12 protein-coding genes and 4 pseudogenes are annotated in these 23,234 nt (G+C 60.8%); 3 read left to right on the top strand and 13 right to left on the bottom strand.

The annotated features are described in order from the left end of the window. Window positions 1–206 precede the first annotated feature (206 nt). Window positions 207–370: pseudogene (locus NKI08_RS31055) on the top strand (IS3 family transposase); the annotation flags it as partial. Between the two features lie 85 nt (window positions 371–455). Here the strand turns inward: NKI08_RS31055 and NKI08_RS31060 are convergent. The 5 genes and pseudogenes from NKI08_RS31060 to NKI08_RS31080 form a co-directional block, all read right to left on the bottom strand. Continuing rightward, window positions 456–2,051, bottom strand: a complete 1,596-nt coding sequence (locus NKI08_RS31060) for a hypothetical protein (protein WP_352774842.1) — start codon at window positions 2,049–2,051, stop codon at window positions 456–458. Window positions 2,052–2,134: 83 nt separating this feature from the next. Continuing rightward, on the bottom strand, window positions 2,135–2,593 hold the full coding sequence (locus tag NKI08_RS31065; protein ID WP_352774844.1) for a hypothetical protein: 459 nt from the start codon (window positions 2,591–2,593) through the stop codon (window positions 2,135–2,137). A gap of 467 nt (window positions 2,594–3,060) precedes the next feature. Further along, window positions 3,061–4,251 (bottom strand): annotated as a pseudogene (locus NKI08_RS31070) (IS91 family transposase). 3 nt (window positions 4,252–4,254) lie between these two features. Further along, the gene (locus NKI08_RS31075; RefSeq protein WP_352774845.1) at window positions 4,255–5,163 is read right to left on the bottom strand and encodes a tyrosine-type recombinase/integrase; all 909 of its coding nucleotides are present in this window, start codon (window positions 5,161–5,163) and stop codon (window positions 4,255–4,257) included. Window positions 5,164–5,488: 325 nt separating this feature from the next. After that, the gene (locus NKI08_RS31080) at window positions 5,489–6,748 is read right to left on the bottom strand and encodes a YcaO-like family protein (protein WP_352774847.1); all 1,260 of its coding nucleotides are present in this window, start codon (window positions 6,746–6,748) and stop codon (window positions 5,489–5,491) included. Between the two features lie 67 nt (window positions 6,749–6,815). Between NKI08_RS31080 and NKI08_RS31085 the strand changes: the two genes are divergently transcribed. Then, on the top strand, window positions 6,816–9,299 hold the full coding sequence (locus NKI08_RS31085; RefSeq protein ID WP_352774849.1) for an adenylate/guanylate cyclase domain-containing protein: 2,484 nt from the start codon (window positions 6,816–6,818) through the stop codon (window positions 9,297–9,299). A 685-nt stretch (window positions 9,300–9,984) separates the two neighbouring features. Here the strand turns inward: NKI08_RS31085 and NKI08_RS31090 are convergent. From NKI08_RS31090 to NKI08_RS31125, 8 genes and pseudogenes are all read right to left on the bottom strand, one after another. Beyond that, window positions 9,985–10,563: pseudogene (locus tag NKI08_RS31090) on the bottom strand (dienelactone hydrolase family protein). A gap of 739 nt (window positions 10,564–11,302) precedes the next feature. Continuing rightward, window positions 11,303–13,048, bottom strand: a complete 1,746-nt coding sequence (locus NKI08_RS31095) for an adenylate/guanylate cyclase domain-containing protein (RefSeq protein ID WP_352774851.1) — start codon at window positions 13,046–13,048, stop codon at window positions 11,303–11,305. 789 nt (window positions 13,049–13,837) lie between these two features. Continuing rightward, a pseudogene (locus tag NKI08_RS31100) lies at window positions 13,838–14,974 on the bottom strand (FAD-dependent monooxygenase); the annotation flags it as partial. A 482-nt stretch (window positions 14,975–15,456) separates the two neighbouring features. Then, window positions 15,457–16,758: a glucoamylase family protein gene (locus NKI08_RS31105; RefSeq protein WP_352774853.1), complete on the bottom strand. Its 1,302-nt coding sequence runs from the start codon at window positions 16,756–16,758 to the stop codon at window positions 15,457–15,459. Window positions 16,759–16,977: 219 nt separating this feature from the next. Next, window positions 16,978–18,177, bottom strand: a complete 1,200-nt coding sequence (locus NKI08_RS31110) for a mandelate racemase/muconate lactonizing enzyme family protein (protein ID WP_352774855.1) — start codon at window positions 18,175–18,177, stop codon at window positions 16,978–16,980. 17 nt (window positions 18,178–18,194) lie between these two features. After that, a complete protein-coding gene (locus NKI08_RS31115; RefSeq protein WP_352774857.1) occupies window positions 18,195–19,556 on the bottom strand; it encodes a mandelate racemase/muconate lactonizing enzyme family protein in 1,362 nt (453 codons plus the stop codon). A gap of 56 nt (window positions 19,557–19,612) precedes the next feature. Continuing rightward, window positions 19,613–20,779 (bottom strand): mandelate racemase/muconate lactonizing enzyme family protein, encoded by a 1,167-nt coding sequence (locus NKI08_RS31120; protein ID WP_352774859.1) that lies wholly within the window; start codon window positions 20,777–20,779, stop codon window positions 19,613–19,615. Window positions 20,780–20,833: 54 nt separating this feature from the next. Then, the gene (locus NKI08_RS31125) at window positions 20,834–21,544 is read right to left on the bottom strand and encodes a GntR family transcriptional regulator (protein ID WP_352774860.1); all 711 of its coding nucleotides are present in this window, start codon (window positions 21,542–21,544) and stop codon (window positions 20,834–20,836) included. Between the two features lie 208 nt (window positions 21,545–21,752). Between NKI08_RS31125 and NKI08_RS31130 the strand changes: the two genes are divergently transcribed. After that, on the top strand, window positions 21,753–23,231 hold the full coding sequence (locus NKI08_RS31130) for an ABC transporter substrate-binding protein (protein WP_352503623.1): 1,479 nt from the start codon (window positions 21,753–21,755) through the stop codon (window positions 23,229–23,231). Window positions 23,232–23,234 lie beyond the last annotated feature (3 nt).

The following is a 23,234-nucleotide window of genomic DNA, read 5'->3' on the forward strand; positions in this document are numbered from 1 at the left end:
GCACACCCCGAAACACAAATCCCCATAGCTCACCGCCTGCGGCCCGCGGGTTCCTGCATCAGAGACTTTCGTACGCCTGACGGCACCCGAAACCCTTCAGCAATGTCGGCCGTTACGACGCTCCTGACCACTCACCAAAAGCGGACATCGATGTTTTCGGAGGCCACAGTCAGCTTTGACCAGCTTTCGTATTTCCTGAAGGCAGACTGGCCACGAAACGGCACACAGCCGAAGAGATTGTTGCGAAGCTGCGTCCGATTGACGTGCTGGCATCGCAGGAACGTCCGGTCGCGCAAGCGGTACGGCGATAGGCGTGACGGAGGTTGCATATTGCCGGTGGCGCCAGGAGTATGGTGGCCTAAAGGGCGACCCGAGAACACCAGGATTGGGGTCTTGAGATCAACGCAGCTGAACAAATTCCCAGTTCGATTGTCGCCGCCGGGCCATCGTCACTGCTAGTGCGTGCGGCGGTAACGGACGAAGTAACCCTCCTTTTCGAGATCAATACTCGTCAACCTATCGACCAACGAACGGAATCGGTTGTCCGTTTTTTGGCCGTCTAACGACGTTTTCTTCTCGATCAGCGCGGTGAGCAACTCTGCCAACTCATTCCGCAAGACAAGCTCCTCCTCGAAACCGGGCTCCGGCAACTTTGGCTCAGTGCAAAGCATTTCATATAGCTTTTGCCGCCTCCATGGCAGGTTCCATTCCCGGAGCGCCGGAGAGGTGTTACCATTTTCGTCGATATGAACGAAACCGAGGCTGTTGGGCCACTTAATCTCCCTACCGGCGACGTGCCCCACCGTCTTGCCATTCGAGAACTCGTGGCAACCCCCGCATGTAATCGCTCCCGCCCTTGCCAGGGCCTCGTTTGATGAGACGCCTTTCGACAAGAGGTCCAACTGGGAAAGTGCTGCAACAATTCTCGGCTTGAGCCCTGAGGCTTCCAGCTCAGGATCGTCCTCAGAGTTCGAAGATATGTTCTGGAATTCGTTGAACCGGTTATCGATGTCGGCACCGAACTCGTTCAACAGACTAAGCATGTAGGCCGCTATCGCTGGATCGTCGCCTGGCACAGGCGATAATGTAAGCTCGGGATTGAAAAGTTGAGGGAGGTACTGATCAACAAAGGCCTGCTGATAGGCTATGCGTTGCTGCTCCTGCGCTTTTGCGTCTATCGCGCCTTTACTGTCGTCGCGGTAAAATTCTGCCAAGGCATTTTTCTTCACGGTCTCGATTCGGAAGGCCGTGTCAGAGGTGTTGGAAGGAGGCACAATCTTCCATTCACGCAATTGCCAGTGCTCTGGGCCGTTAAGCGTAGCATTGCCGCGAACTTGCCCGTCCGGTATGCCGTAGTTCTTGGCCAGCACCGCTGCGACAAAGCCTGAACCTAAGCCTTTGTAGTAAAATGTTTCAAGATCCGCCGCCATTTGCTGCTCGGCTTTTCCAGACAGACCGCTCCAGAATTCGGCAACCGGCATACAGCCGGCGATCCCGCGCTCGCGTTCAGGATTGGGTAGCACTGCCTCAAAGTTGAGGAAGAAGCGCCCCGACTCCCCTGTCTGCAACGGGTACTTCATCGCGTATACGATCCGGTATTCGCCGCAGTTCGCCCCGTCGCGCGGGGCGCGGTCGAGGCGATTGACCAGAGCAACGGGTTGTAGCCCGGAATTGGCATCCAAGAGCATGTCAGCGCTCGGGATATTGTTATCCCGCTGCTTCTCAATCGCCATGGGCAGCATACTGTGGGGATCGGGATTCTTCTGCCGGTCAACGTCGTAGGTGTCGAGGAGAGTTTGCACGAGGCCGATGCGATTGGCATCTGGGTCAACTTTGAGGCTCGCTAGAATGGCATCGATGGTGCGCGCGAAACTAAAATCGGCCTTCGAGAAGAAGGTTGGCCAATCTCCCAATGTCACGATCAAGGATTGTTTGGCAACAACTTGATCGAGGCTCGCAGGGCATTGTCTTGCGCGAGCAACCGTTTCAGAAGAGACACTACCGAACAAAAGCGCGGCCAATGCGCCGGCAATACTGCTCCGCCTTCTCATCGCCCCACCTTCGATGACCAGGTCAAAGGCTCCGCAACGGCGGAAGTTGCACCAGTGTGCCTCTTCCAGCGCGGGCGCACGTGCTATCTGCAACGTGTGAGAAGCATCAGCCCGAAAAGGAAGTTTCTTGCCTTGACTGGGTCTTTCTCGTCCTTCACGATCTCAACAATCGCAGTGACGTATTTATCCAGATAGGCGATGTCTGGCACCTCATTCCCGCTTGTCCATTGCTTAGGCAATGAAATGTTGTGCTTCGACTTTGAACTCTTCTTCTGCAAGTCTTCTTTTATTTCAACCAGACAATTTCTATCGTTAATAGATTCCTCGCCTCCATCAATCAATAGGTGAGTAACATCGCATTTTCGACCCTTCGGATCTGTGCCCGCATGTTGCTGCACCAGATCAGCCCGGTCGTCGTCTTGAGCGCCGACGAACCTCTTAAAGTTGCCATTGTTTAAGATCGCGTTCAGGGTGAAATTGCAATATCCATCTTTGCTCGGGCGCGCTCGATCGTCGTTGTCCTTGATGTATAGCCGTGCCATAAACGTGCCTCCTAGGCTAGCCTCCCATTCTATGCGACAGATCAACGGATCTCGCAAGTGAGACGATGTTGAGTGAACCCCTTGGGCTGGACCACGAGGACTTAAAATACTGATACCTCGATGGGCAGCTAGCCGCTAAACGCGTTCTGATAGCGGACCGACCGCTCACGTGAAGAGTTTCGGGCGCCGGCAGGCGTACGAAAGTCCCCGAGGAAGGAACCCGCGGGCCACAGGCGATGGTTATGGGGATTTCGATTTGCGGCTGGTGTCGGCGATGGCGCGACCGCCGCTGGGAAGCGGCGGGTTTGATGCGGACGGACCGTTTCGCGTTTCAGCCACGCGGTATTGTCGGGTCGTCGCGCGGCCGGACGCGACCCGTTCGGCGTCGATAATCACCATGGACACGCGTGGGTCCGTTGCCGGAGGCTGAGTGCCTGCGGCTGAAGGCTGGAGCATGCCATGCCGGGTCATGGAGAGTTCTCCCGGTTCGTCGCCGTGGTGTCCGGCGGTCCGCGCGGCTGTCGCCACCGTTCGAACGTCTCGATGATGATCATGCTTCCGCCGCAGCACCGGCATGGCGGACGGAAGTCAGTCGGTTCTACCGAGTTGTCGTCCTCCGACGGCGCAGCGACGTTCAGCAGTTCGCGGGCGCGTGCGAGGCTGGTCTTGCGAGCAGAGCCGGCGAGCAGGCCGTAGTGCCGGATGCGGTGGAAGCCACGTGGCAGGATGTGGAACAGGAATCGGCGGATGAACTCGTCGGTGGCGAGCGTCATGACCTGCTGCGATCGGCGCCGTCGCGGCGGTAGTCCTTGTAGCGGAAGGTGACGCCGCTCTTGTCGAAGGCGATCAGCCGGCGGTTCGAGATCGCAACCCGGTGGGTATAGCGGGACAGATAGGCGAGCACCGCCTCCGGCCCGGCGAACGGCGCCTTGGCGTACACCACCCAGTGCTTCTTGCGGACCGGCGACAGGTGCCGCACGAATGCCTGCCGCGCGGACAGGTGCGCCATCGATCCGAAGAAGGCGAGCCGTCCTGCGTCGTGCAGCGCGACCAGCCGGGTGAGGAAGAGCCGTCGGAACAGCTTGCCGAGTACGCGTACCGGAAGCAGGAAGGCCGACCGAGAAGATATCCAGCGGCTTCCGTCCGGCGCGATGCCGCCGCCCGGCACGATCATGTGCAGGTGCGGATGGTGCGTCATCGCCGATCCCCAGGTGTGGAGCACCGCGGTGATGCCGATGCGCCCGCCGAAGTCTTGGGTCGGCGGCGATAGTCAGCATCGTCTCCGCTGCCGCCTTGAACAGCAGGTCGTAGACGAGCGCCTTGTTCTGGAAGGCGATGTCGGCGACCTCGGCGGGCAGCGTGAACACGACATGGAAGTAGCCGACCGGCAGCAGATCGGCCTCGCGCTCGGCCAACCATGTCCGTGCCACCGCGCCCTGGCACTTCGGGCAGTGCCGGTTGCGGCAGGAGTTGTAGGCGATCCGCCATTGGCCGCAGTCCTCGCAAGCCTCGACGTGACCGCCAAGGGCTGCGGTGCGGCAATACTCGATCGCCGACATGACCTTGAGCTGGGCGAGGCTCAGGTGACCTGCATGGGCAGCCCGGTAAACGGGTCCGGCAGCACGGAAGATGTCGGCGACCTCGATCGAGGCGCGCACGGCTCAGATGTCGGGCGAGACCTCTCCCGGCTTGAACAGCCCGAGCTTGTCGAGCGGGCTCGTCACGGCACGCACCGTCCGGGTCGCCACCTTCGCGTAAAGGGCGGTGTTGTTGAGCTTGGCATGCCCGAGCAGGACCTGGATGATCCGGATGTCGGTGCCGTCCTCCAGCAGGTGGGTGGCGAAGCTGTGGCGTAGCGTGTGCGGCCCGACCCGCTTGGCGATGTCGGCGGCCTGGGCCGCCTCGACGACGATGCGATAGAGCTGCCGCGTGCTGATCGGCTTCATCGCGTGCTGTCCGGGGAACAGCCAACCGTCGCGGTGCATCACGCCCTGCTGACGTCCGACCTTCCACCACTCACGCAGAAGCGTGAGCAGGTCCTCCGAGAGCATGGCGTTGCGATAGCGCCCGCCCTTGCCACGCTCGACGCGCAGCAGCATGCGCTCGCTGTCGACGTCGGCAACCTTCAGCATCGACACCTCGGCGACACGCAGGCCCGCGCCATAGGCGACTGACAATGCGGCCTGGTGCTTGAGACACGTGGTGGCGTTGAGCAGCCGGGCCACCTCGTCGCGGCTGAGCACCACGGGCAGGTTGCGCGGATGCGCCAGCCGGACAAGCCTGCGCGCCAGGTCCGGGCGGTCGAGCGTGTGGGTGAAGAAGAAGCGCAGTGCCGACACGATGCTGTTCATCGTTGGCACGGGAACGCCGTCCTCCTGCTGCTCGATCTGGAACCGGCGCAGGTCGTCGGCGGTAGCGGTGTCTGGTGAACGCCCGAGGAATGTCGCCAGGCGTCCGATGTCGCGGAGATAGTTGCGCTGCGTCTCGCGTGAGAAACGCCGCATGTTCATGTCGTCGATCAGCCGCTGGCGCAGCGGGCTGATGGGTGCATCGAGAACGGGATGGGGCATTGGTCAGGCTCCTTGTTGAAGAAGCCCGTCATGCTCTGCCCCCGCCGGACGACGCTCAACGCCAGCGCGACGACCGGTTCTTGATCACTACCTCAACCGCAGGCGCCCCTCCCGCGCAGCGGGTTCGTTCTTCGGCCCAGACCCCCCAAAAACTTCTATGTCAAATCGGTCCACCCTGTTCAGTCAGGAACCGCTCTTCGCGGGGCGACTTGGGCGGATGCTCCTGGAACTTTGCATCGCCACCATGGGCGGCGCGCTCTCGCCAACACGCGTGTTGATGAAAGATCTGTGGGAATGCGACGATCAGCTCATGCCGCCAAAAACACTAAATCAAAAGCAGCGGCTGGTCCGCTGGCGAACCGGCGTCGTAGCTTAAATCGCGGCCATCGGGAGCAAGGAGACGGGCTCTTGCGAACCGTGGTTTGCAGTGACAAAGCCGGGTCGATAAAGCGCGAAACACGGGAATGCCGAATTCCGCTCGTGTCATTTCGGCAAACCACAAATCGATTCCTCTGTGCGCCAAGGCGTTAAGTACGTCTGACAGGTCTCGCTCACCCGCAGGAGGAGATCGATTTGGCGCGACCTGTTGGATCGAGGCCATTTTCAGAGGCCGGGTCATCATTGAGATTTTCTCTCGCCATCGCTCCCAACCGCCAACGTTGTTACCAAGCGCACGCGCGGCGCCGAGCGAAATCTCCATCTGAAGCATTTCCGTCAAGGCGGCTGTGGCTGCTGATTGGAGGCTATGGCCAGCAGAAAAGCCTAGCGAGACATCCTTGCCGTCCGGTTCTGCTGAAGCGGCAGCCACGACCGGAATATCGATATCTGAGGTAATATCGAAGAGCCAAGTTCGACGTCCGCGATCCAACAGCCAGTCGATAAGCGTTTCGATGCCCAAGAGACAGGACAAATCAATGGTTTGGCGCTCCCTTCTGCCATACCACCACCTACCGGTCGCATCCCTCTCGATTAGTTCCAAGACAGCCGCAAGCTTCGCAGCTTCTGCGGTGATCCCTGCTGCGCAACCACTGCTATCGCCGACGGCTATCGCCTCCTCATCGCCAGCCTCTCGACGTCCTATGAAGGCGAAGTCTGCCGGTATGAACGCCTCATCGCCGCCAAATGCATCCTCAACCCTAAGCCAATCCAGCACCGCAGATTGATGCCTGATCGGCGGTCGCCAGTCGAAGCCAGTGTTTTCTCTATTCCACGCAACGCGGGCTATGATCTGATCTGCACTGAAGCCGTTCAGGCTTTCAGGTGCGATTGCCGCCGGTCCGATCTCGTCGACCGTACCGGTGATCGCCGGCTCGTCACCCCACGAGCAGCAACTGAAGAGTTCTGCTGCCTCGCCAAGACAACTCGCTCGGCAGTCGTCGATGCTCAACCCTCGACCGCTGGCCAGTCTCCCTGTTTGTGGCATTGCTGCGCGCGGAATCATTGGCAATTGCAACAAGGCATTATTAGGAATCGCGATCGCAAAGCGAACCGGAACGTCTGTCACAGGTAAGTTAATCACGTTGAACAGTTCGCCGACCCTGGCGTGTTCGCAACCATCCATGAAAGCATTTGCCATGAGTGTCATTGTGCCGTCGACTAGGCTCGCGTTGGGGAGCAGAATAGCACATTCGACAGGGCAAGCAGCGGCGGCCATGCAAACGAGATCGGAGCGAGCGACCCTTAGAACAATTCTGTTTGCGGACCTGGCTCAATATAGCCGGCTGACCGCTGCCGATGAACTTGGAACTCTGGATCTCGTTTCGCTCTGTTTCCAACTCTTCCAAACCCATTGCGAGGAATTCGGCGCAGAGTTCATTAAGACGACCGGCGACGGGGTCTTGATCTTGTTTGACGGGGTATCGAGCGCCATCGACTACGCGATCTTTATGCAGGGTACTCTGGCTGATCTCCTGGACAAGAGAGCGTTTTACAGTCGGTTCCGGATCGGATTGCATATCGGAGAGTTTCATCGTCGCGACGGCGACGTGTTCGGCCATGCGATAAACGTTGCTGCCCGGGTGCAAGCTATGGCCGAGCCAGGCGGTGTGTGTGTGACCCAGGACGTCTATTGGGCGGCCCGCAACACCGGGCGGTGGCGTTTTCAGTTCGCCGGGCGGCCCGCTTTGAAGAACATGCCTGAGCCACTGACGCTCTACAGCGTGGTTGCCTCTAACCTTGCCGATGGCCCGGACAACGGCGACCAGCGACTGATTTCGGTCATCGATGGGCTTGGCCTTTACAGGGAAGATGGCGAAGCAATCGCATTGCGTTCCCCGAAAGCGCAGGCGCTGATCGGATATCTCGCATTGTCCAGGAATTATCAGGAGGTGCATGACCGGGTGGCTGCCTTGATTTGGCCAGAACGAAGCCAGATAGCCGCCCGGCGTGCAATGGTGAACTGCCTGCAGATCGCCGAGCGATCAATTGCGGGCGACTCGGCGGCAGGAATTCTCAGGCGCGGAAATATTATTGGGTTGAGCCCCTCGCGCATAAGCGTCGATGTCGTTCGCATGTTGAAGGATCTTGGAGAGGGCAAGATTGACGACTTGCTGCTCAGACGATCGGATTGGTCCGAGGCGATCCTATTTGGCTTGGAAGACACCAGCGACCTATTCAGCGCGTGGCTGAGCGTCACGAGGCACAACTGGCGTGATCACGCACTGGAGGCCTTGGAGGCCATGCTGGAACGCTTCGAGATATCCGAACCTGCAATGCGCAGGGCAGCAAATGCCCTCTTAGTACTCGAGCCCAGCCATGAGCGCGCTGCGCGATGTCTCATCCGCCACCATGCGGAACTGCAGAATGTCGCCGCCGCAATGCGCGTCTACGAAAATCTGCGCGACCTTCTGCGCGAACGATATCAGTTGCTGCCTAGCATGGAAACGACGGCTTTGGCCGAGGCACTTAAGGGTCCGGAACCGCTATTGTTGAACAGAAAGAAACCACCTCGGCCGAGCGGGCCCGCGCCAACACTCGCGGTTGAGAGATTTGAGGCTCGAACAAAGAAAATCTCTCTTTTGGTCTGGGGATTCCGGTCCGAATTGATCGCCAATTTATCCAAATTTCGGGAGTTCACAGTCATCGAGTTGAAAGATCCTGCAATCGAAAGCCCCGACACGGACTATCTGCTGACGGCCCAGTGCGTAGACAGCCAAGACGACATGCAGTTAATCGTCTCCGTAAGCGACTCCAGTACAAACCAGATCATTTGGAGCGATTCGTTTAGATTTGCGTTTGGAAACTGGCTCGCTTTGCAGAAGCAGTTAGTCGGAAAGATTGCTTCCACTTTGGAAGTCTACCTTTCGCATGACAGGCTGTCGCGCCAGGTCAGGGGCGTCCCGCAAAATCTCAATATCTATGATGCTTGGTTGCGCGGCGAGGACTTGCTGACGCGCTGGACGCCAGATGCAGACGACGAGGCCCAACGGCTGTTCGAAGGCGCTATCGTTGCTGACCCGAACTTCGCTCCTGCCTACGCCAGCTTGGCCAGCATCCACAATGCGCGACAATTCATCCGACCGGGAATTGCTGCCGACCCTTCCATAACGGAAAGGGCTGCTGAGCTGGCCCAACGCGCTGTGACCCTCGATCCCTTGGATGCACGCAATCATCTGGTCGTCGCCTGGTCGACAGCGATGACCCGACACTTCGAACAGTCGGAAGTGCACTACGAACTGGCCGCCGAACTCAACCCCAATAGTCCGAAGACACTGGTGTCGGCTGCCTTGGGAATGGCGTTCATGGGCCGCGTGGATTCTGCGTCGCTTCTGCTAGAGCGCGCAATGGATTTAACATCCATGTTTTTGGACTACCAGTGGTCACACATCGCGGTAATCCGCTATTTTGCTGGAGATTTCGAAGGCGCAGTCGAGGCGGCCGATCGATCCAAGAACGCAATCGTCGACACCGCCGGTTGGAAAACTGCCGCCCTGCGCAAGTTAGGCAGAACGGATGAAGCTCGTGCGGCGCTGATGCAATTGCGCGCTTCCATTGCTGCAGCCTGGGCAGGACCTGGAGCACCGGCTCTGAAGGACATCTTGGACTGGTTTCTATGCGCCTTCCCAATCAAGCGGGACAAGGATCGGCGTGATCTGGCACGGCTATGCCAGGTAGATCTGCACACGCACAATGGATAGGAGGAAGTGGGCGGACTGGCCCGCATCGCCTCGCGGTTGCCGCGAGAGGGGACCCGGAAGAAACCGGTGCCAGCGTTTTTTGACCGGGGAGGGGAGGTCATTGCCGGAATGCGAGCCCGATGCTCTGAGCTCTCAATAAGAGCGCACAGACTTTCCGCGCTTCAGGGTCTAAGCGGTCATCGGGCGATCACACTAGTGCCGAAATTTGGCCGGCGCTCCCCCTGCGCTCCCCGGAGCGGCTTTCGGCCCAACGGCACCGGGCCTAACGCGCGGCTTTGCAGGCCGGCACCCTAACCTTGGCTGGAGTATGCTGTCCCTAGCCGGTGAAGAGAAGCAGTCGGGGGCCACCGCAGTTTGAATGGGCACCGCACCGCGGGGCAGTTGAAGGCCGCACTCTGCCCCGACCGTCCAGTCACGGGGGCTGCGCGGCGGACACGCCAACGTCAACGCAATGCCACGCCATTTTGCAGAACTTGACGCACACAACTCCCACAGTAAAATCTCCGCTTAGTCTCAGCGGGGCGCACGGCAGCCATTGCCTACCGCCGAACTAATAGTCGACGGTCTGTTCTCGGGCCCCGATTCGGTCATTTTGAAATACAGCCCTTTGATGACTGCTTGTGGCGCTCCTTGCTCCTCCCGATGGACAGGACGACCGCACTCAATAAGGCCCTCGCCGACATGGTTAGACACGGTCCAGGAACTCGAGCACCCGCCGCGTGAGCAGTGCGCTGGCAGCCGCGTCGTACGACGGGAGCGAGCTGTCGGCGAAGTGGTGCTGGTCGCCGGGATAGAGGAACAGCTCCGCGTCCTCGACCTTCTCCACGATCTCGCGAGCGGCGTCGATGTCGCCCTCGCCGATGAAGATCGGGTCGTTATCCATACCGTGGATCTGGACCGGGACGTCGTCCGGCCAGGATCCGAAGGCCCACTCGCCGCTAATCGGCAGACAGGAGTGGACGAGCAGGGCTCCGCAGGCACCGGGTCGTGTCTGTGTGAGCTTCTGCGCCGGCAGTACGCCGAACGAGAATGCGGCGTAAACGAGCTCGGGGTCAGTTCGCCGGCGACGCGGACGCCGCGCTCCCGCATGTCGTCGAACCTGATCTCACCGATGTAGGCGAGACCCTCATCAATACTCCGGAATGTGCGTCCGTCGAACAGGTCCGGCGTATGCACGGTGTGCCCGGCTGCCCGCAGGTCGTCAGCGAACGCGCGCACGCCGGGAGTCAACCTGTGCGTGGTGGAACAGCAGGACCTCGGCCATGGGAGCCTCCAGATGGGACGTGGATTGCGGCGATAATTGCGAATCGCTTCGCAGAACTGCAAGCGATTTCGCTGTGCATCGAAGAACTTCCAAATGATGATAAGCCTCAGCGTATCGTCTTTTCCCGGCGTGACGACGCGGGGACCGATCTACACCAACAGACAGGCGGCGACGAAAATGCTTCGGCGTTACCCGCGTCCGCCAGACGGACGCACCGCGGCGGTAGTGTCTTGGTTCGAATTTCCGCCAAGGTTGACCCCGGCCGCTGCGCGAAAGGCAGCTTGAATGAGCGCCATGAAAGTCGCTTTGAGCGCGTCCATTCGTTCAAGAACCTTAAGCTGCCGAACGACCGAAATCGACGGCGAAGGACTGGCTGGGGTGGATACTGTTGAAAAAGTCCGGCGCACCGCAAATCGCCACCGATCTTAGAATCCAGTTCCACCCTGGCGCATTGCATGGAATCAGGATTCAATTTTGGGGTCTCTACGAAACGCCATCCTACGAAAGTGCCACGGGCGACCGCGACGCGGACTTTTTTGAACAATATCGGTATCGGTGGAAAAGGAAGTTCGACGCGAACCTAACAGAGAGCTCGCCGGCTGTTCACAGCTGCTCTACGGGCTCGGTCCTCGGACAAGCCGGCCAGAGAACTATCCTTCCAGAAGCGACACGGGATCAAGGGGCGCGTCGCCTGGCCGGACGTGACGCGCAGGAGAGGGCATCTTTGCCGCCGCGACGATCACTCCGGCACGCCGGCAATACCCAACGCTTCGACGTAGTGCTCGGCGAACACCTCGTCCCGCCACGGATTGATCTGCCTCTGCAGGCCGAGCGTGTAGGTCGGGAACGCCTCCATCAGCCGCCGCGCCGCCGCCTGCGCTTCGTCCGGCCGGTTGAGTTTGACCAGCGCCATGATCACCACCCGGTGCGAGGAGCCGTAATTCGGCATCTCGCGCAGCGCTCGTTCTCCCCAAGCCAGCGCTTCCTCGTAGCGTTCGAGCATCAGGTAGCTCATCCCGATGCCGGAGAGCGCGATGCCCTTCTCGGGGTCGACCGGACTCAGCCGCATCGCCCTGTGGAAGTGCTCGATCGCGACGAGGGGGTGGCCGGAATGGGCGTTCACCCAGCCGCTGCCCGTATGGCCCTGCGCCGAATTGGGGTTGAGGAGCAGGGACCGTTCGATCGTGTCCAGCGCCGTCTCGTAATCCTTGGCGCTGTAGGCGATCACCTGCGCGGCGAAACGCAAGCTTGTCGGGTCGTCTCGCGCGTCCGCCAGCACCTCGCGGGCCATGCGCACGGCGACGCGGATATCGTCGGGCTCGTGCCAGCACTGACTCACCGAGAGGCTGCGGATATGGGCACCGAGTGCCTTCGCCAGGGTGAAGTCTGGGTCGATGCTGAGCGCCTCGTTGGTGAGCCGGCGCACGTCGGCGAAGCCTTCGCGCGTCATGCTGTAGAAGCGCGGCAGCGCACGAAGGTAGAGGTCGTAGGCACCGATGTAGTCAGTCGGCTTCATGCGCGCCTGCTTGATCTCCTGCAGCCGGATGCTCGGTTCGACAGCGCCGACGACGCTCTCGGTCACCTTGTCCTGCAGGTCGAAGATGTCGCTTACGTCGCCCTCGAAGCGGTCGGCCCAGACATGGTGTCCGCTGATCGCGTCCACCAACTGCCCACTGATGCGCACCCGCGATCCTGCTCTGCGGATGCTGCCTTCGAGCACGTAGCGGACGCCCAGCTCGCGCCCGACCTGGCGCAGGTCCACCGCCCGGCCCTTGTAGGTGAAGGACGAGTTGCGGGCGATCACGAAGAAGGAGTTCACCCGGCTCAATCCCGTGATGATGTCCTCCACCAGCCCGTCGGCGAAGTATTCCTGGTCGGGATCGCCGCTCATGTTGGTAAAAGGCAGAACCGCGATCGAGGGTTTCGCGGGCAGCGGAGGCGATGCAGCCACCGAGGCGCCGGCGTCGGTCTCGACGCGGTAGGCGCGCACAGGCCGCTCGATGTTCTTGAGGCGCAGGTTGCCGAGCGACGTGAAGCCGCAGTCGAGCTTGCCCTGAAGGTGGTCGTAGGCGGTGCCTGAGACGACCACGGTGCCGGGGTCGGCGATGCTGTCGAGGCGGGCTGCGATGTTGACCCCGTCGCCGTAGAGGTCGCCGTCCTCCTCGCATACCACGTCGCCGAGATTGACGCCGATGCGGAAGCGAATCCGCTCTTCCTCGGGCATCTGCGCCTCGTGTTCTGCCAGGGCCTGCTGGATCGCCATCGCCGAGGCCACCGCGTTGACGACGCTAGCGAACTCACACAGCATGCCGTCGCCGGTGAGCTTGACGATCCGACCCCGGTGCTCAGAGACCAGCGGTTCGAGCAGGTTCTTGCGGTAGATCTTCAGCCGCTCGAGCGTGCCGCGCTCGTCGCGCTCCGTCAGGCGCGAATAGCCGACCACGTCGCAAACCATGATCGCTGCGAGGTGGCGCTGCGTGGTCATTGCACCGCTCGGCCAAGCGCCTGCACGCGGGCCGCCCCGCGTCCATGTCCTGCCAACTTCCTGACTCCCCGTGTGCATGGTATCCGTCTCTCCCAGTCGCCGCCCGTCGCCGATAGAGAACGGAAAACGCAGCTCGACCTTGCCTTCACGAGATTTCGCTATCCCGCTTGCGAGGCGTGGAGCATTCCAGTCGCCGCGCTAACAGCCAACCGGCGACACGCCCACGCAGCCTCTGGGGACGCTGACACGCCACTCCCAGAAGGCCGGAGATATTTACTGCCCTTGGTAACCGGTTGACGCCACCGTGGCGGTGCTTTTGTCACCGCCATGTAACAGCGAGGTGCCTACGAACGTGCGCATCGGGCATCACACCAGACGTCGCGCTTAGAGGTGCTGAGGTCGGAAAGTGGCGCGATCGAGGCGATGCGGACTTCGCCTACTCGGCAGCTGCCAGCGTGGGTCAAACGGCTTGGTTGAATAGAAAGTTGCCGCATGGCGCGGCCTGTCGGAACAGCGTGATTGCGGCAAGGAGCGGACATCGAGTGGCCCAGCGTTGAGGCTTGCTCAAACTAGTCGCTCGCGGGCCGTTGAATCGAAATCACAAAGCATAAACCTGAGGGCAGACCTTAGTCCTCCGGAATTTCGGTGACAGTACACTTTTTGTCGCGTTCGCCCGACCGTCGTGTGTCGATTGACTGGGTGGCGGCGCGCTCGCCAAAGTGCTGCGTAGGACTATCCAACGCGCGGCAAAGGAGCACTGGGCATGTTTTGCAAGCCGCTTCGGGAAGTTGTCGCACCATCGCGTGTCTCGATCAGATCGCGGATGATGGTTTCGAGCACGCGCGAACTAGGGCTCGGTCGCATGAGCGCGACCTGCGCGCGCGACCAGTCGAGAATTCGGGCGCCCTCCGGGTGCCGCTCTAGCGTATAGCTGTCGAGCAGTCCGGGCGGCGCGTCACCGCGGATAGTGGCAGCGAGCTTCCAGCCAAGGTTCATCGCGTCGCCAAGCCCAAGGTTGAGGCCCTGGCCCCCCAACGGCGAATGGATGTGCGCGGCGTCGCCCGCCAGCAACACGCGGTGCTTGCGATAATCGATTGCCTGATAGGCGCGGTCCGTCCAGGTGGTGGCAAGCTCCAGCGCCCTGACTCTGACATTGGTGCCGGAGACTTTGCGCAGCACTGCCTCGATATGATCGAGGGTGACCGGCTGGGTTCGGTGGAAGGTGCCGCCATCGAAATCGACATCGCGATCGTGCCGGGCAGCGCATAGGTATACATGCCCATGGGGTGTAGTGACGGCCGGGCTTGAGCGTGTCCGGATCGGCCAGTTCGACCTGCGCCGAATAGCCGGTAAATTCCGGATCGGTGCCGGTGAAGCCTATGCTGGCCGCCTTGCGCACCATACTGGGCCCGCCATCGCAGCCGACGAGCCAGCGCCCTCGAAACGTCTCAGCGCCCGCGCGGACGGTAACCTCCTCGTCCGATTGCTCGAAATCTTCGACGCCGCAGCCGCGCTTTATCTCGGCGCCTATCGCCGTCGCGCGCAGCCAGAACGGCTTCGATGCTCGCCATATCGGCCGCGCCATTCCGTGCTGTTGACCTGATCGTGGAAGAATTGGATGCCGGCAAAATGGCCGCCCAGGCGGCGCCTTTGCTGCATCCAGTGCGCAGCCGCCGTAAGGTCGCGGCCGACCGCGCGATCCTTGATGGTGTCCAGCAGATCGCGGCGATCGAGACTCTCGATCGTCGGTACAGACAAGCCGCGCAGCCCGAACGGCAGCGCCTTCAATGGCGAGTGCGGTTCTTGCGCCTGCTCCAGCACCAGCACCGAGCAGCCCGCGTGGCGCAGTTCACAGGCGAGGAACAGGCCAACGGGACCAGCACCAGCAATTACGACATCATGAAGAGCGGTGTGAGGGATGTGCACAGGATACTCCTTGGTCGATGTTCGACCGGAGCGTTCCTGAGCTTCAGACCCACACGGACGAACAATTGGGCGCCTGCGCGGCGACCGACGTTCGTCGTGGGGACCTTATGCACGAGGCCAAAGGCCAGAGCTTTCGTTCCCGAAAGGACTTGGGCTTACCAAACCAAGTCTGCCTTTTCCGACGTAGCCCCAATAGCATCGTAGCGATCGATCCGCAACGGAACATGGCGGCGGCAAACTGTGGGCTTTGGTGGTGCGAGCGGCAGCTTTTCGGAACGCGAATGGCGGCCTTGGAGGTCGGCTAGTGGGTCGTCAGCGGAATGGCAGTTTTCTGGCTAGTTCATTCCAGAACCGAATCGTCCGCTTCCGGCCCTATTCTGCCGAGAAGCAATGCGCCGCTAACCGACATTCGCAGCAAATGCGGCATGCGCTAGCAGTCAAAAGTCCTGGTACCAATCGGGGAGCTTTGTCATCTCGACTTCTTATAGCCAACCGCCCGAAAAACCTGCTCGGTGCAGTCCCGCGATGATGGCCGGCACGCGGCGCATCAGGCGCCACAGGAAGCCCGAGCGGTAGTTCTCTATCATCAGAGTGATCGGCCCCTGATTGATGCCGACGTGGTCCGGCGATACCCAACCGCATGGCCGGCCGTCGGCGGCTGCTATTGTCGGATTGAAGCTTGCGGTGAAGCCGTAAGGGTTGCCCTCTTGCAGGTCGATCTCATGGAAATAGCGCAGTGCCGGCAGAACGATCTCTGGCGCAAAGGGCAATGAGGTAATCGCTGCCCACGGCGACAACGTTCCATCATCAGGGCCGAATGGCGCACCGCGTGCCAGATAGCCGAAGAAACGGCGGCCACCGACCATGATTTGACGTTTTGTCGGGCTTGGGCCGTCGCTGGCGGTAATGCCCCAGCAATTCTCGCCATAACCGCTGAAGCCCTTCGGATTGCGAATGGCGTAGTCGCGTTGCAGGTAGGTTGCCTCGCGGCTGTTCTCGAAATAGTCGCAGTCGTGGTTGCGCATGGAAGCATCGCGGATGCCGCGAAAATCGATCCAAATATGCGAGAGCTGGTGGATGAAGAGTGGACCGGCGTAAACCAATTCCCGGCCATAGATCTTTTTCCACTTGTAGGTGGATAGCCAGGCCGCATAGCTCTCGGGCGGCAGCGGATGGGTTGGCGAGCCGAGGCCCAACACATAAAGGATCACCGCTTCGTCGTAGCCTTGCCAGCGATAGCGCAGGAAGCCTTTTCCAGGCCGCCAGCCATGGGTGACGGTAGCGCCGCCGTTCTGCGCCCATCGCCAGTCGGTGCGCCGGTAGAGCGCATCGGCAAGCCGCCGGATTTCCAGTTCGGATTCATCGTCCTCGCCAAAATAGGCGCCGGCGGCCAGCGCACCGGCAAGCAGAAGCGCCGTATCGACCGTGGACAGCTCACACTTCCAGACGCGGCGGCCGGTCTCCATGTCGAGGAAATGGTAGTAGAAGCCCTTGTGGCCCGTTGCGTCGGCTTCGGGCCCTTGCGGCGCGTTCCAGAAGAAGCGAAGCGTGGCGAGCGTCCGTTCAGCGGCGGCGGCGCGCGTCATGAAACCGCGCTCGACACCGACGGGATAGGCCGACAGGGCGAGCCCGACGGCGGCGATGCTGGCCGGTGACCCCGGGGTGTTGCGGTCGGCGATCAGGCCATTCGCCGGGTTGGCCTCTTTGAGAAAATAGTCGAAGGACAGGCGCTGGATGTCCGAGAGAAGCTCGTCGTTCGGCGGGTGGTCGCTCGATGCATCCATGGCTGTCGATATAGAGGGTTTCGCTGAGCTTCCCACCTTTTTGGTCGACTTGTCGCCTTTGGGTCATGTCACGACGATGCTCGCGCTGGCCCCAGGTGTCTCTATAACTAGGTTCGAACACCAGAAGCTGACATTCCGCTAACGGCCCGAAACGGTCATTCCGGATGACAGGTTGCGTGAAGCAGTCCGCGCAGTGCAGGGTGGCGCAAGAAGGATGGTTCAGTCGAAGAAGCCTGCATCCTCGTCCCGGAGATACTTCCTGGCTGCTTCGGCGTCGATATCGAGGCCCAGCCCCGGCGCTTCCAGCAGGTCCACCATGCTGTCCATCACGATCTGCGACGGCAGGCCAATTACGAGGTCCTCCCACCAGGGGTCGGAGGCGCTCGGGTATTCGAACGCGATGTAGTTGGCGGGCAGGGTGGCGCAGACATTGATCAGCGCGCCGAGGCCGAGAAGGCCGTTCGCGGTGCCGTGCGGTGCCATCAGGATCGAGTGCATGCAGGCGTGCTCAGCGACCCATTTGAGCTCGGCAATGCCGCCAATATCGGCTGGATCGGGGCCGATGACGCGCACCGCCTGCGTTTCGATCAGCTCCTTGAAATTGTGCCGCAGGTAGATCTGCTCGCCGGTATGGATTGGCGTCGAGGTGGAGGTGGTCAACTCCCGATAGGCCTGCGGATTGACCCACGGCACATAGTCGCCGGTCAGCATGTCCTCGAGCCACATCAAATTGTACTTCTCGACCGCGCGAGCGAACTTGATTGCATCGGGCAGCATCCAGCCCGGGCCGCAGTCGAGCGCCAGGCTGACCTTGTCGCCCAGCACTTCCTTCATCGCGATCACGCAGTCGAGCATATGGTTGAAACCGCGCTCGCTGATCACGCCCTGGTCCATGGCACCGTGATAGCCGGCCTTCTTCTGCGTCACGCCGTAGTGAAAGCCCTCGATGGTATCCTTCATGTTGGAGTGGAACGAGATTCCCTGCTTGATCATGAAGAAATTCTGCGGCTGCTCCATCATCCATTTCACGTCAGCGGCGTAATCCTCCGGCCGGTCCCCCGTTCGCTTCTGGCGGATCGAGCCGTTATAGACGCGCACCTTGTCGCGCACCTTGCCGCCGAGCAGTTTGTAGGCCGGCACGCCTGCGGCCTTGCCGGCTATGTCCCACAGCGCATGCTCGATAGCGCTTACCGCCGCGCCATAGGGCTTGAAAGAGCCGCGTTGGCGGATCTTCAGCATCACCCGCTCGACGTCGGTAGGGTCCTCGCCGATCAGCGCCTCACGGAAATGCAGCACCCAAGGCTTGAGATAGGTCTTGGTGAACTCGACTTCGCCAAGGCCATAGAGGCCCTCGTCGGTAACGATGCGGACGATGGGATGTTTGCCGATGACGGCGCAGCGGAGATCGGTGATCTTCATCTTCGGTTCTTTTCGCCTCAGCTCCAGATACGGTCCCAGGAATACTCGTCGTCCCAGTGATCCGTGGGCTGCCAGATGCCGGTGACACCCGGCTGCAGATGCTGCGAGATCACCTCGTCGACGACGTCGTCAATCCCCAGGCCAGGTTTGTCCGGAACAGTGATAAAGCCGTCCTTCACGAGCGGCTTGGGAAGGCCGGTGACGATATCGTCCCACCAGTCGACATCGGCAGAGTGGTATTCGAGCGCCATGAAGTTTTCGGTCGCGGTCGCGACATGTGCCGCGGCCATTGCGGCGATTGGACTTTCGGCCATATGGATGGCCATTGCGACGCCATGGTCCTGGGCCATGTCGCCGATCTTCTTGGTCTCGAGGATGCCCCCGCTTGTGAGCAGGTCCGGGTGGACAATGGAGAGGCCGCCGCTCTTGAGCAGAGGCTCGAAGCCTTCCTTAAGGTAGATGTCCTCGCCGGTGCAGATCGGCACCGTGGTGGCGGCCTGCAGTTGCCGGAACTGCTCGGTGTACTGCCATGGGATCACATCCTCGAGCCAGGCCGGCACGTATTTTTCAATCCGCCTGGCGAGCCGAATGCCGTTCTGCAGCGAGATGTGGCCGACATGGTCAATGGCGAGCGGAATATCCATGCCGATAACATCGCGAACCTCGGCAATGTACTGTTCAAGCAGGTCGAGGCCCTTGTCGGAAAAGTGGAGGCCGGTAAACGGATGGGGAACGTTATGCAAATCGTAAGCGGCATTGCGGGCGCGGCGCTCCTCCATGGTCTTGACCGGGCCGCGGCCGGGATGGATGCGGTACCCTTCAAGTGAGCCGGCAGGGGAGACGACCGCACCGGGTACATCCGCGATCTGCATCAGCCCCAGATCCATCTTGAGGAAGGTGAAGCCGAGCGCCATGCGCTGCTTGAGGCGCTTGCCGGTCTCGGTGCCGCTCGGCACGGTAGCGTCGGTGTCGCAATAGACGCGCACCTTCTCCCGAAACCGGCCGCCGAGCATCTGGTAGATGGGAACGCCATAGGCCTTGCCGGCGAGATCCCACAACGCGATCTCGACCGCCGAGACGCCGCCGCCTTGCCGGCCGTGGCCACCGAACTGCTTGATCCGGCGAAACAGGCGGTCGATGTCGCAAGGGTTCTCGCCAAGCAGCCGGCTCTTCAGCATCAGCGCGTAGGTGGCACTGGCGCCGTCGCGCACCTCGCCAAGCCCGACGATACCCTGGTTGGTGTAAATCTTGAGCAGGGTTGAGGTGAACGGCGCGCCGACGATTTCGGCTACCCGCATGTCGGTGATGCGAAGCTGGGATGGCTTGGAGTTCGCGTTTACCCGATTGAGCGCTTCGTCGGCGCCACCTGTCTTTGCCATGACTTATCCTCGTTTTCGGCTTGTCGTCCCCCACCCTGGGCCGGCATTTAGTCTTGCTAGCCCAACTCAATCTCGTGGGCCTGCAGGTAGTCGCGGTCCATCTCAATACCGAGACCAGGCTTCGACGACAGCTTGAGGCTGCCGTTCGAAATGTCGAGTGGTCTGTCGATCAGGTGATCGTATTTGCCCAGGTTCCACTCCGACGTTTCGAGTTTGTAGAAATTGGGAACGGTCATCATCACCTGCGCTCCCGCAACCACGTTGATCGGTCCCGCGGCGTCATGTGGCGAGACCGGCACGTAGTAGGCTTCGCACAGCGCAGAAATCTTCTTGAGTTCGGTAATGCCGCCGGTCCAGGTAACGTCGGGCATGATGTAATCAGCGAGCCTGTTCTCGAGTACCGGCACGAAATCCCATTTCGTGTGGCCGCGCTCGCCCCACGAGATGGCGGTATTGACCTTCTCACGTACCTGCTTGAGGGCGTTAAGGCTCTCGGGCGGGCAGGGCTCCTCAAACCAGTCGATCTGGCCGGCCTCCTCGAGGCTCCGACAGAGGCGAATGGCGGTGGGGACATCGAAGCGGCCGTGCGCATCGATGAGAATGTCGACATCGGGTCCTGCCGTTTCGCGGATCAGAGCCGTGAGTTCGGCGGCCTCGCGCTCGTCCTTGCGGGTCATGCTGCCATCGAGGTAGCCGTCTCGCTGTTCGCGGGGCAGGCCATCGGCGCTGCGGCCCTGGTGGGGGTAGGGATCGAACTTGAGCGCAGTGTGTCCGGACTCGACAATGTCTAGAATTTCGCGGACCACGGCCTCCTTGCTGGTGAATTTGGCCTGGTTGGGATGGGTGTAGAGCGCGATTTCATCGCGTACCGGCCCGCCAAGCAGCTCGTAAATCGGCTTGCCGAGGACTTTGCCCTGGATGTCCCAGAGGGCTATGTCGATGGCGCTCACGCATTCGACGGCGGCGCCGCGGCTTCCCATGTAGGTGAAGCTGCGGAAGATCTTGTGCCAGAGATGCTCGATACGCGCCGGATCCTCGCCTGTCGCGGCGACGCCGATCTGCCGCAGGATCGTGCACAGAGCGCGGTTGGCGAGCCTTGTCGTGGTGGTGATCTCTCCCCAGCCACTCACTCCCTCGTCGGTCGCCACTTCGACGAACAGGAACTCTCCCCAGTAGGAAGCATCGGACTTGATCAGCCACGGCCGAATGCTCGTGATTTTCATCTCAACTACCTTTGCCTGGAAATGGTCAGCTAACGATGTTCTGGACTGGACATTCTATCCGGCCCGAGCGGCGTTGCGCGCTCGCATCTGTTCGAGAATATGCCGGCCCGAACCCTCGACATGGCGGGAAACGAGTTCGGCCGCCTTGTCGGCCTCTCCCGCCTTCACAAGCGCGATGAGTTCGCGGTGCTCGCGCATGATCGCGGCACGTCGCGCCAGCGTGAAATTGAAACGACGGCTCACGGCTCGCAGCACTTCGCGGTGCTTCCACCAAAGCTCGGCGGCGTGGCGGTTGTAGTGCCGCTGGTACATCACGGTGTGGAAAGCGGTATCCAGCTCACTGTGCCTGAATGTGTCGGCGAAGTTGTTCTCTTCGATCAGGCCTTGGAGACGTTCGAGTTCGGCGATGTCCTCGCCGGTAGCCATATTCACAAACCATCGTGTCAGGGCTGGCTCGATCAGAACACCGATCTCGTAGATATCCCGGACAAAATCTTGATCAATGGGTCGCACGCGCGCCCCGCGGTTGGCGATAAAGGTGACAAACCCTTCGCCGCGCAACAACTGCAGGGCCTCGCGCACAGGATTGGTCGAAGTGCCGTGACGCCGGGCGAGATCGGTCACGACAAGCCGTTCGTTGGCAGCGAGCCGTCCCTCGATGATATCTTCCCTGATCAATTGATAAAGCGAGGCGCCCTCGCTGGAGGCCCCGATGGGATCGGTCCCCACCGGTGGCATCGCTTTGAAATCGCTTATTTCGGCCAAGGCCGGCTCCCCAATCTAATACATACCTTGCCCGATATCACACACGGCTTTCGCAAACAATGTACGATTCTGCGCGTTGACAGGCAATTCATGATCTGAAAACGTACCAAGCGATCGAGAGGATACACTGAGTTGGCAGAAGCATCCTCGCGATCGAAACGAGTAAGGACCGCTTCAGGGCGGCATGGGAGAACCAGGGAGGATACCTATGACGAGAATTGCGCTCGGCAGCGCCGTCCTGCGCGGCACTGTCGCCACTGCTTTGATGGCATCCCTGACGTCTACATCGGCGCTGGGTGCACCGCCGGTCGACCTGAGCAAGTGGTCGCCGGAGTATGTGCGCTCGATTGCGGGCACACAGGATTTTGACACGGCGGCCGATTGCGCCAAGGTCACCCCGCTCGATTACAAGGGGCGACTGACATTCTGGTATCAGGGCGTGTTCGAGGGCGACCCGGACCTCCTGCGCCAGTACTACAAGGATTTCTTCGAGACCTTCCGCAAAACCTATCCGAACATCCAGCTCGAGGAACAAGCCCTCACCTATAACGACCTTCTCGACAAGTTCCGCACCGCGCTCCTGGGCAATGCCGCGCCTATGGCGGTCCGCCTGCAGATCCTGGGTGGTACCGAGTTCGCCTCAAAGGGCTATCTGCAGCCGCTCAAGCCAGAGGATGTGGGGTATTCGACAGAGGATTTCTGGCCCGGCGCCATGAAGGCAGTGACCTGGGAGGGCGTGACCTACGGCATTCCGACCAACAACGAGACGATGGCGTTCATCTGGAACGCCGACATCTTCAAGCGTGCCGGCCTCGATCCGGACAAACCGCCGGCAACGTGGGACGACGTGGTCAAGTATTCCAAGCAGATCCACGACAAGCTCGGCATTGCCGGATATGGCCTCGTGGCTCGCAAGAATGCCGGCAATACGCCGTACCGCTTCATGCCACAGCTGTGGGCCTATGGCGGAGGTGTCTTCGACGAAGCGACGCCGAACCCGACCTATGAGCAGGTCCAGCTCGATAGCCCGCAAAGCAAGGCAGCGCTGCAAGCCTCCTACGACATGTATGTTCGCGACAAGTCGGTTCCGGTTTCGGCACTCACCAATCAGCAGGCCGATAATCAGCCCCTGTTCGTCGCTGGCCAGCTCGGCATGATGATCTCGCACCCGTCCGATTACAACGTCATGCTCGACCTGCAGAAAAAGGCGACGGGCACCGACAAGGACAAGGCGCAGACGGTCATCGACAACATGCGCTACGGCCTGATCCCGACTGGTCCCGACGGCAAGCGCGCCGTCGTGTTCGGCGGCTCGAACATTCACATCCTGAAACCCGAATATGTCGAGGGCGGCAAGGTAGACGAGCCGGCCGCGAAAGCTATCATCTGCATGTGGACGAGCCCTGAATGGTCGCTGAAGATGGCCTACGCCGGATCAAACCCTGGCAACCTCAACGGCTTCAAGACCAAGTGGATGAAGGAACGTCTGGACAACATCAAGTTCCTCGACGTCACCACCTCGATGCTGCCATACGGCATCCCGTTCCCAGCTCTGCCGCAGGCCCCCGAGATCATGAACATCATCATCCCGGACATGCTGCAGAATGCCCTGACCGGAGCGATGACCGTCGACGAGGCAGCGGACGATGCGGCCAAGAAGGTAAAAGACCTGATGGGCGGACTCTAGTCC

The organism is Mesorhizobium sp. M0768 (genome assembly GCF_040320195.1).
Classification (GTDB): Bacteria; Pseudomonadota; Alphaproteobacteria; order Rhizobiales; family Rhizobiaceae; genus Mesorhizobium.

Coding starts and splice junctions, on each gene's coding strand:
- NKI08_RS31085 (WP_352774849.1), top strand. CDS start 6,816: ATGCAAACGAGATCGGAGCGAGCGACCCTTAGAACAATTCTGTTTGCG.
- NKI08_RS31105 (WP_352774853.1), bottom strand. CDS start 16,758: ATGGATGCATCGAGCGACCACCCGCCGAACGACGAGCTTCTCTCGGAC.
- NKI08_RS31120 (WP_352774859.1), bottom strand. CDS start 20,779: ATGAAAATCACGAGCATTCGGCCGTGGCTGATCAAGTCCGATGCTTCC.
- NKI08_RS31110 (WP_352774855.1), bottom strand. CDS start 18,177: ATGAAGATCACCGATCTCCGCTGCGCCGTCATCGGCAAACATCCCATC.
- NKI08_RS31130 (WP_352503623.1), top strand. CDS start 21,753: ATGACGAGAATTGCGCTCGGCAGCGCCGTCCTGCGCGGCACTGTCGCC.
- NKI08_RS31115 (WP_352774857.1), bottom strand. CDS start 19,556: ATGGCAAAGACAGGTGGCGCCGACGAAGCGCTCAATCGGGTAAACGCG.
- NKI08_RS31065 (WP_352774844.1), bottom strand. CDS start 2,593: ATGGCACGGCTATACATCAAGGACAACGACGATCGAGCGCGCCCGAGC.
- NKI08_RS31060 (WP_352774842.1), bottom strand. CDS start 2,051: ATGAGAAGGCGGAGCAGTATTGCCGGCGCATTGGCCGCGCTTTTGTTC.
- NKI08_RS31080 (WP_352774847.1), bottom strand. CDS start 6,748: ATGACACTCATGGCAAATGCTTTCATGGATGGTTGCGAACACGCCAGG.
- NKI08_RS31095 (WP_352774851.1), bottom strand. CDS start 13,048: ATGACCACGCAGCGCCACCTCGCAGCGATCATGGTTTGCGACGTGGTC.
- NKI08_RS31075 (WP_352774845.1), bottom strand. CDS start 5,163: ATGCCCCATCCCGTTCTCGATGCACCCATCAGCCCGCTGCGCCAGCGG.